Origin of the sequence: uncultured Methanobrevibacter sp. (assembly GCF_937906425.1) — an archaeon.
In the GTDB taxonomy this organism is placed as follows: domain Archaea; phylum Methanobacteriota; class Methanobacteria; order Methanobacteriales; family Methanobacteriaceae; genus Methanobrevibacter.
This window is the reverse complement of the sequence record NZ_CALCYR010000074.1, coordinates 1-7,954: the sequence shown is the minus strand read 5'-3', so window position 1 is coordinate 7,954 and position 7,954 is coordinate 1. Positions and strand designations below refer to the sequence as shown.

The 7,954-nt window shown below is 27.8% G+C and carries 7 protein-coding genes; 5 read left to right on the top strand and 2 right to left on the bottom strand.

The features are described from left to right. Window positions 1-110 precede the first annotated feature (110 nt). The gene (pyrF, locus tag Q0138_RS02045) at window positions 111-758 is read right to left on the bottom strand and encodes an orotidine-5'-phosphate decarboxylase (RefSeq protein WP_297980211.1); all 648 of its coding nucleotides are present in this window, start codon (window positions 756-758) and stop codon (window positions 111-113) included. 599 nt (window positions 759-1,357) lie between these two features. Here pyrF and Q0138_RS02040 point away from each other — a divergent pair. The 3 genes from Q0138_RS02040 to Q0138_RS02030 all read left to right on the top strand — a co-directional run bounded on the left by Q0138_RS02040 (window position 1,358) and on the right by Q0138_RS02030 (window position 4,867). Beyond that, window positions 1,358-2,134 carry a 2-C-methyl-D-erythritol 4-phosphate cytidylyltransferase gene (locus tag Q0138_RS02040; protein ID WP_297980208.1) on the top strand — a complete coding sequence of 259 codons (777 nt, stop codon included), beginning with the start codon at window positions 1,358-1,360 and terminating at the stop codon, window positions 2,132-2,134. A 396-nt stretch (window positions 2,135-2,530) separates the two neighbouring features. Further along, complete coding sequence (locus tag Q0138_RS02035) at window positions 2,531-3,565, top strand: alcohol dehydrogenase catalytic domain-containing protein (RefSeq protein ID WP_297980205.1); 1,035 nt, start codon at window positions 2,531-2,533, stop codon at window positions 3,563-3,565. Window positions 3,566-3,859: 294 nt separating this feature from the next. After that, window positions 3,860-4,867 (top strand): glycosyltransferase family 2 protein, encoded by a 1,008-nt coding sequence (locus tag Q0138_RS02030; protein WP_297980202.1) that lies wholly within the window; start codon window positions 3,860-3,862, stop codon window positions 4,865-4,867. A 148-nt stretch (window positions 4,868-5,015) separates the two neighbouring features. Here Q0138_RS02030 and Q0138_RS02025 read toward each other — a convergent pair whose 3' ends face one another. Further along, a complete protein-coding gene (locus tag Q0138_RS02025) occupies window positions 5,016-6,062 on the bottom strand; it encodes a DUF6270 domain-containing protein (protein WP_297980199.1) in 1,047 nt (348 codons plus the stop codon). 491 nt (window positions 6,063-6,553) lie between these two features. Here Q0138_RS02025 and Q0138_RS02020 point away from each other — a divergent pair, with 491 nt between their 5' ends. Further along, window positions 6,554-7,324 (top strand): ABC transporter permease, encoded by a 771-nt coding sequence (locus Q0138_RS02020; protein WP_297980196.1) that lies wholly within the window; start codon window positions 6,554-6,556, stop codon window positions 7,322-7,324. An 11-nt stretch (window positions 7,325-7,335) separates the two neighbouring features. Then, window positions 7,336-7,954, top strand: a 619-nt coding sequence (locus Q0138_RS02015) for a hypothetical protein (protein WP_297980193.1), incomplete at its 3' end; no start/stop codon positions are given.

The following is a 7,954-nucleotide window of genomic DNA, read 5'->3' as shown; positions in this document are numbered from 1 at the left end:
TTCTATAAATTCTATAAATTTTATATATTCTATAAATTCTATAAATTCTATAAATTCTATAAATTCTATAAATTTATAAATTTTATAAATTTTATAAATTTTTAAAAAAGTTATTTAATGGATTCAATAATTTCCTCAACTGCTGTTTTAGGATCTTCTGCATTGTAAATTGAACGGCCAATGATAAGTGCATTTGAATATTTTAAGGTTTCCTTAGGGTCTCCTCCCTGTGTTCCAACTCCAGGTGAGATTATAAATGAGTCCTCTCCAACGATATCCCTTATTTCGCTAAGTCTTTCAGGTCTTGTTGATGGGGCAACAAAATTGCTAATTCCCATTTCAACTCCCATCCTGGCTATTTCATCCGCATCCCTTTGTATAAACTTTACAGCTCCAGGATGTGACATTTCAGTTAGGAGAAATACTTCGCTTCCATGGTCTTCTGCAGAAGTCTTACAGGCCTCCACACTGTCAGGACCTACAAATCCATGACAAATGATTGCATCTGCACCTGCATCAAAGGTGAGATTAGCTATTTTCTCATTGGTTGCAGGAATGTCTGCCACCTTATAGTCACAAATGACCTTGTAGTTAAAGTTTTCCTTAAAGAGATTGATGGTACGAAGACCTTCTGCAAGTGTCAATGGATAACCGATTTTTATTGTATCGATGTATTTGTTGATTGACTCGCATACCTTTTCAGCTTCATTTAAATCCATTAAATCCATAGCAAGTATAATATTGTTTTTAACATTCATTTTAATCACAGTATTTAAAAGTAATTCAAAAAATTTTTTATATTAATCATCTTGTTTTTATAAAAATATTCGATTAATATTTTGTTTTTTTATTAAATTAACAAGTGTATTTTTTTTTAAATAATTCTATTATTTTGTTTTTTTTATTAATTTAATAAGTGTATTTTTTTTAAATAATTCTATTATTATTTTGTTTTTTATTAAATTTAATCATATTGATTAATGTAGCTATTCTTTGACTTTTTAAATTTGCATATAGGTAATTTTTTATAAGATTATAAAAATATATAATATTGTATTTTTTATTTATTTAGGGCTTTTAAAAGGATATTTTAATTTTTTTAAAATATCCAATAAAGTATTTTGGTAAAAAATATATTTGATTAATTTACATTCTTTGGTAATTTATTTGTAAATTAATTTTATTAATCTTGTTTAATAAGCTTAATTTAAATTTTTGAGGAAATTTGATTTAAATTGAATGTTTTAGGGTTAAATAATTTTTAAATTAACCTTTTTCAAGGTTAAATAATTTTTAAATTAACCTTTAGGGCAAAATTAGTTTTATATGGAAAATAATTTTTTAGGAGTTAAAATATATGATATATGCAGCTATTTTAGCTGGTGGAGTCGGTAACAGAATGGGTGAAGTGGACAAGCCTAAACAATTTCTTACATTAGGCGACAAGCCAATTCTCATTCAAACTGTAGAGAAATTTTATCTAAATCATAGAATTGACAAGGTCATAGTCCTATGCCATAAGTATTGGATTAACCACACAAATGATTTGATAAATGAATTTATGCCAAATGCAGAGAATATTGTTGTTGTTGAGGGAGGTATGCTCCGTAACGATACAATAATGAATGCTGTAAACTATATTGAAGAGAGTTTTGGTATAAATGAGGATGACATAATTATTACCCATGACTCTGTACGTCCCTTTGTAACCCATAGGATAATTATGGAAAACATTGAAAAGACAATTGAGGTAGGTGCATGTGACACTGTCATTCCGGCTACAGACACAATTGTTGTAAGCAGGGACAAGAAACTGATCAGTCAGATTCCTAAAAGGGATTTTATGTATCAGGGACAAACTCCACAGTCATTCAATATTTTAAAGCTTAAGGAATTTTATGACAATTTATCTGAGGATGAGAAGAAGGGATTGTCTGATGCAGCTAAGATCTTTGTTTTGAATGGTCATGAGGTCGCTGTTGTAAATGGAGAGGTTTTTAACATTAAAATCACCTATCCATATGACTTGAAGGTAGCCAATACAATTATTGATGAAGCCAAATTGAATATTTCAGACGCTGAATCAGACCATTATGTTGTAAATTTATATGACTTTGAAGAAAGTGAGAAATGATTTTCCTTATTTGGTTAAATTATTTAGAGTCTTTATTTAATTAAAATTTATATTTTTATTTGTTTATTTGATTTAAGTTTAAATTTGAATTATAAAGTTTTATTTATTTATTTAATTTAAAAATTATATTTTTATTTGTTTATTTGATTTGAGTTTAAATTTGAATTATAAAGTTTTATTTATTTATTTAATTTAAAAATTAATTTTTTATTTGTTTATTTGATTTGAGTTTAAATTTGAATTAAAAAGTTTAATTTATTTATTTAAAATCTTGATTTAAGTTTTAGATTTATTTAAAAATTATATTCGCTTATTAAAAAATAATTTTAAAGTTTAAGGTTTAGCTTTAAAATTTTAAGCTTGTTAAAAATTTAAAAACTAGTGAAGGGGATAAATGTGATAAACATTGTATATAGGCTAGTGGCTCCAAAACTTTTGGAGGAAGTTTATACTGAACTGAATTTGGAGAAGGGAGTAATTGTCCGTCCAAGTTATTTGTCTATCTGTAAGGCTGATCAAAGATATTATTATGGAAAAAGAGTTCCTGAAGTCATTGAAAGCAAGTTGCCAATGGCTTTGATTCATGAAGGGGTAGGTACTGTAGTTAAGGATAATACCGGAAGCTTTGAAATTGGTGATAATGTTGTGATGATTCCAAACATTCCTCAGGTAATTCCGGAATCCAATGATTCAATTATTGCTGAAAACTATGGAAAATACAGCAAGTTCAGATCAAGCGGCATGGATGGATTCATGGAGGAATATGTTTCCCTAAGTGCTGATAGGCTAATCAAGCTTCCTGATGATGTGAATCTTGAGGTTGCATCATTCATTGAGCTTATTTCAGTCAGTGTACATGCAATCAATCGTTTCATCGAATATTCCCATGACAATAGGGATGTCATAGGAGTATGGGGAGATGGAAGTTTTGGATATATAACTGCCCTTATTCTAAAAATAAAGTTTCCAGATTCTAAAATCTATGTTTTCGGTGTTCACCGTGAGAAACTGAATATGTTTACATTTGCAGATGCCCTTTTTGATGTTGATGATATTCCTGAAGGATTGTCTGTGGACCATGGCTTTGAATGTGTTGGAAAGGCAAGTGCAAACAATGCAATCAATCAGATAATCGATTTGATTAATCCTGAAGGAACAATTGCACTTTTGGGAGTTTCTGAATTCAGCGTTTCAATCAATACAAGAACAGTCCTTGAAAAGGGCCTTAGAATCTTTGGAACAAGCAGAAGTACAAGAGAGGACTTCGAGATAGTTGTTAATCTCTTTAAAAGGAATGACAAGATGATTCATTATTTGGAAAGTCTGATTACTGAACTTGTTGAAGTAAATACGATGGATGACATTAAAAGGGCTTTTGAAGTGGATAAGAACTTGAGGTTTGGTAAAACAATCATGAAATGGGACATTTAATATTTAAAAATCTTTTTATTTTTTTTCATTGTTTTTAAAAAGGATTTATTTAAGTTTTTTTATTAAAATTTTTATTTTTTCTTTTTGATTGTTTTTGAAAAGGATTTGTTTAAATTTTTATTTTTTCTTTTTGATTGTTTTTGAAAAGGATTTATTTAAGTTTTTTTATTAAAATTTTTATTTTTTTTCTTTTTGATTGTTTTTAAGAAGTTTTAATTAAAATTTTTTTATTAAAGAAGTCTTAATTATTGTTTTTAAGCAGATTTAATTAAAAATTTATATTTTGTGATTAAGATGAATGAATATAAAATAAGCATAATAATACCTACTTTTAACTCTTCCAAAACAATTGGAAGACTTATTCATTCAATTCTTTCACAGGATTTTACTGATTTTGAAATAATTTTTATAGATGATGCATCTGAAGATGATACAATCTATTGCATACATGATAATTTGGATGGATTCAAGGATTATAAAATCATTGTTAACAAGACAAATAAAGGTCCTGCATACTCTAGAAATAGGGGAATTATGGAAGCTAGAGGAAAGAACATTGTTTTTGTTGACAGTGATGACATGATCAATTACAACCATTTATCCTCATTATATAAACATATGAAAAAGGATGAATTTGATGCTGTTTTTACAAAGGGGATAAAGTTGGATGATGAGGACAAGCTATTTGACTTTAAGGTGGAAAAGTTTGATCCATTGCTTCTTTTGGCAAAGGAAAGCAAGGGAGTCCTGAAGGCAGAAGAGCTCATCATGCTTGAACTTACTATGCAGATTCCATTCTATTTTGTCTTGCTGATTTATGACAGGGACATTATCATTGAAAATGGTTTGAAATTTAATGAGGCTTACAGATATGCTGAGGATACTGATTTTGCATTGAGATACCTGGCAAACTGCAATTACATCAGGGTAATTGACAAATACACCTATTTCTATTATCAGGAAAAGGAGTCAATCAGCAAAAGCGTATCATTAAGCAGATTTGAATCTGTTGAGCTATTTGAAAGTCTTTATCTTTACTTCAAGACAAAAAACAGCGCTCTTGCAGACTTGGTCTTATTCAATAGGATTCCTAAGTTTATCTTTGGAAACATGAACTATTTCTTTGCAAATGGATACGACAAGGATGAGGTCTTTAATAAAATGAGTGAATTGGGATTGTTTGAAAAGTTAAAAAGATTCAATCCAGTTATAAAATCAGACAGAAAGTTTAAAATAAAGATAAAAATGTTTTTAACAAATCCAAGTTTATACTACAAACTTTGGATGAATTTTAAGAAATAGAAATTGTTTAAAAATGTTTTTTATTCTTTCTAAGATTTTTTTATCATCTATTTTTTTTATTTTTTCATGTTTGGTGGGTTTTTTTATTTTTCTTCCAAGATTTTTTCGTCGTCTATTTTTTCTATTTTATTTTGTTTGGTGGGTTTTTTTATTTTTCTTCCAAGATTTTTCTGTCATCTATTTTTTCTATTTCAACACGTTTAGTGGAGTCTTCAACAAATCCTTCTTTTTTATTTTTATTTTTATTCTTCAAGGATGATAATTTATTTAAAACCCTTCTATGCAATTTTCTTTGATTGCGTTTTTCTGCCTCTTCCTTTCTTCTTATTTCCTTTCTTTCTTGAATAATTTTAAGAAGATTATCTCTTTTTTCTTCTCTTAAGTTCTTGTTTTCCAGTTCATCCTCTGGACTTTTGGCAGATTTGTCCCTTTCAATAATCAGGTTCAGCTGATTTGTTATGTCTGTGAAATATTCTGTGTCAAAATGAAGTGATGAACATCCCCAAAAATGATTCTCGTTGGATAATGTGTCTTCATCAAAATATAAAACGTCCACATCAAAGTTTTCTGCAATATATTCATCAAACATGTCCCTGTATCTGTTGAATTTTTCACATTCCCTTTTAAATGCTTCAGATTCAATGATTTTTCCATCATTATCCAGTTTTCTATAAACATGTCTGCTTGGATTTAAAATTAGTTTGGTCTTTGGACAATTTTCCTCAAGGTATTTGAAAAAGATATTGCAATGTTTTTTCCATATTTCAAAATATTCTTCAGTATTGTCATAAATTGTCAAGATTCGTTTTTCTTCAAGATTTTCAAAAAAAGCGGTTTCATTTAAACGAATGTTGTTTGTAACGTATTGCCCATTTCCGATTTCAACAATTCCAAAATTGGTGTCATAATATGTGTCCATCAATAGGTATTCGAAGTTTTCCTCCTTAAGGTTTTTTAAAAAAACCTTGTCAAAGTCTTTTTTTATCCATTCTGTAAAATGAATGTTTTTTCCGGTTTTTGGATAGATGTCAAGATCCTCATCTTTATATTCTACAGGCTCTTGCATAATGCTTATGAAAGATAATCTAATACCTGTAGGTCCTATTTCAAAATAATCCTTATAGTTTTTATTTATTCCACTATAAAAAACATCTCGACAGGTACATGAGCCAAAAACTGTGAATCTACTAACCATATAGACACCATTTTTAAAAATAAAATAAATTAATATATAATTTAATTATCTTAATATAAAATAGTTTTTAAATCTAAATGTTTTATTCCAAAATTTTTATAATGTTATTGTGGTTTTTATCATTTTTTTCAGTAGTTTTTTTTTATTTTTTCATTGTTTTCTTTATTTTTTTTATTTTTTTCAGTAGTTTTCTTTATTTTTTTTTCATTGTTTTCTTTATTTTTTTTATTTTTTTCAGTAGTTTTTTTTTTATTTTTTTCATTGTTTTTTTCAGCAGTTTTTTCTTTATTCTTTTGAGTTTTGTTAATAATTTTTTTTTAAATTTTTCTAAAATTCATATATGATTTTTAAGATTATAAAAAAATATATTTAAAATTAATTGATATAATTAAATAGTATTAATTGATATAATTAAATAGTTAAAAAAATAAATATAATTGTATAATTTATTATTAAAATGTTTATTAAAAAAAATATGATATGTGGGTTTTATGAGCGTAATTGAAAAAAATGACTTTTTTTTATTGGAAGAAATTGTCAAAAAGAATTTTGCAGCAAAATATAAGGATTCTGTTTTAGGTATTATTTGGAGTGTATTAAAGCCATTATTAATCATGATTATACTTACAATTATTTTCTCCAACTTATTTGGAGGAAGCATTGATAATTATCCTGTATATTTCTTGTCTGGAAAAGTTATATTTGACTTCTTTACCGCTGCAACAAATGTTTCCATGTATTCTCTTAAGGGAAACAAGAACATTCTAAAGAGAACAGCTGCTCCAAAACACATATTTGTATTGGGTGCAGTTGTGTCTGAGTTTCTTAACTTCATAATTACCCTGATAATTTTAGTTGGCGTAATGATTGTTACCCGTGCTCCTTTCCATTTCTTGGAATCAATCATAGCTATCATTCCTATAGCTTCATTAATTATTATGATTACAGGCATAAGTTTCATTCTCTCAGTCTTATGTGTTTATTTCTCAGACATTCAACATTTATGGGGAGTAATTACCTTGATGGTAATGTATGCATCTGCAATATTTTATCCAATGCACATTATTCCGGAACCATTCCATCAATTCATGGTTTTAAATCCTATATTTTGGGTAATAGATCAATTTAGAATACTTGCAATATGGGGTACTATTCCAAGTAGGATGAATATGTTTAATCTGGTAATGTTATCTTTAATAATATTCGTTGCAGGCATAATCATATTTAAGAAATATGAAAAAGATTTGACTTTAAAATTCTAATGAGGGTTAATATGAGTGATAAAGGTGTAAATTTTAGAAAATCAGTGGATGGAAATGTAAAAGAATCTAATGCATCTGTTGATTTGGATAATTATGAAATTCATAACTCTCAAAATGAAGAAATTGCCTACCAAAGACAAATGGCTAAGGAGGAATTGATAAGCAAATATGCCTTGTCTGATGATGAGGCTGAAAAGGCTTTAAAAGAAATTGAATTGAGGGTAATCAATAATAAAGTTAATGAATATTCTCCAATGGAAAAAGAGGAAATTTTAGCTAGCAAAAGACAGGAAGCTGAAAAATTGGAAATTGAAAGGCAAAAGGCAAATGCAAAGATACAGGACATTTCCAATAAGGATAATTCTAAAATGGATTCTGAAAGAGAAAGGCTTTTAAAAGGAAATGGCGAGTTTGATATTGTTATAACTCCAATACATGCTGATGAATCTTTAAATTTGAAAGAGGATGTTTTGGAAGAAAATCTTCAGGATTTTTCAGTTGAAGAAAATGAAGAAGTTGTAGAAGATAATCTTCAGGATTTTTCAGTTGAAGAAAATGAAGAATTTGTAGAAGAGGATGTTTTGGATTCTTCTTTAGTTGATGATGTTGATTCTGGGGTTGATGATGTTT